Origin of the sequence: Klebsiella sp. 2019SCSN059 (genome assembly GCF_021739525.1) — a bacterium.
Classification (GTDB): Bacteria; Pseudomonadota; Gammaproteobacteria; order Enterobacterales; family Enterobacteriaceae; genus Klebsiella; species Klebsiella quasipneumoniae.
Genome location: NZ_JAKKOM010000107.1, coordinates 1 through 1,381 on the forward strand (window position 1 = coordinate 1; position 1,381 = coordinate 1,381).

Below are 1,381 nucleotides of genomic sequence, written 5' to 3' on the forward strand. Positions count from 1 at the left end.
AGCAAGCCAACTTGTCGTCAAAATCGGTGTTGCAAAAACGGGAGTGACCATAGATTCCGTTTTCTGAGACGACCCCTAGTTGTTTGCGGTCTTGCGTGGCAGGGAGCAGGCATCTTTAACTTGCCTTTCACAGTGATGCTATGGACTATCATTAGATTAATTATCGTGGTATCGCTTGTATTTATTACTGGAAAATTCGGTCTATCAAGAGAGTTTACTTTCCCCGCAGCAGCAGTAGGTTTAGCTTTTAGTTTATTCCCTGTCCTTGATCATATTGCGTTAGGTTATTCTGCTAAAAATTTCTATGAAACCACTAATTTTATGGGGCAAACGGTTCGGGAATTTGGTGCCAGTAAAATTACGGTCTGGTGGGGTTCGATTTATGCCAAAATAGCCTATGCTAGCCTTGCAGGTTTAATTGGATATGGTGTTAAGGTCGCCACTGATGATTAAAAAAGAAAAACCAACTTGAAGTTGGTTTTTTTGGCACTGTTGCAAATAGAGATTTGAGTCGATGATGTTCCCTTTAAAAAGTACTTAGAGACCGAAAACCCTGTTGATTAGACACACTTCACCCTGAGGCTGACCATAATAAAATGACGATGCTTGTCCTTTACGTAGTGCACGCATGACTTCAATACCTTTAATTGTGGCATAAGCCGTCTTCATAGATTTGAATCCTAATGTGGCCCTGATGATCCGCTTTAGCTTGCCATGATCACATTCAATCACGTTATTTTTATACTTAATCTGCCTGTGCTCAAGGTCTGGTGGACATTTACCTTCCCGTTTTAACCGTGATAAAGCACGTCCATATGTGGGTGCTTTATCCGTGTTGATCACTTGTGGAATTTGCCACTTCTTCACATTATTTAAAATTTTTCCAAGAAAACAATATGCTGATTTGGTATTACGTCTAGAAGAAAGATAAAAATCAATGGTATCGCCACGTTGATCGACTGCACGATACAGATAAGACCATCGTCCATTCACTTTTACATAGGTTTCATCAATATGCCACGAGCTCAGATCTGTAGGATTACGCCAATACCAGCGTAAACGTTTTTCTATTTCAGGAGCATAACGTTGAACCCAACGGTAAATAGTCGTGTGATCAACATTCACACCCCGTTCGGCCAGCATTTCCTGCAGTTCACGATAGCTAATGCCATATTTACAATACCAGCGCACAGCCCAAAGAATGATTTCGCCCTGAAAATGCCGACCATGGAAAGGATTCATATGCTGCACCTTTAGCTAAAACAGTCTTCAGCTTACCATTCGTGGTTATTTGCAACAGTGCCGCTGACGCACACCATCGCCCACCGGGTGGGTCGCTATCTGGAACGGCAAGGCCTGCTGGAACGGGATGTCGAAAACA

Annotated in this window: 2 protein-coding genes; one reads left to right on the forward strand and one right to left on the reverse strand. The window is 42.4% G+C overall.

Going from position 1 to position 1,381, the window contains the following annotated elements; all coding sequences use genetic code 11:
- The coding region (locus tag L2I46_RS29085) for a hypothetical protein (RefSeq protein ID WP_432764047.1) at positions 1-453 on the forward strand (453 nt) is incomplete at its 5' end.
- A gap of 84 nt (positions 454-537) precedes the next feature.
- On the opposite strand, the gene L2I46_RS29090 is transcribed toward L2I46_RS29085, so the two are convergent.
- The gene (locus L2I46_RS29090; RefSeq protein ID WP_001067784.1) at positions 538-1,242 is read right to left on the reverse strand and encodes an IS6-like element IS1006 family transposase; all 705 of its coding nucleotides are present in this window, start codon (positions 1,240-1,242) and stop codon (positions 538-540) included.
- Between the last annotated feature and the right edge of the window lie 139 nt (positions 1,243-1,381).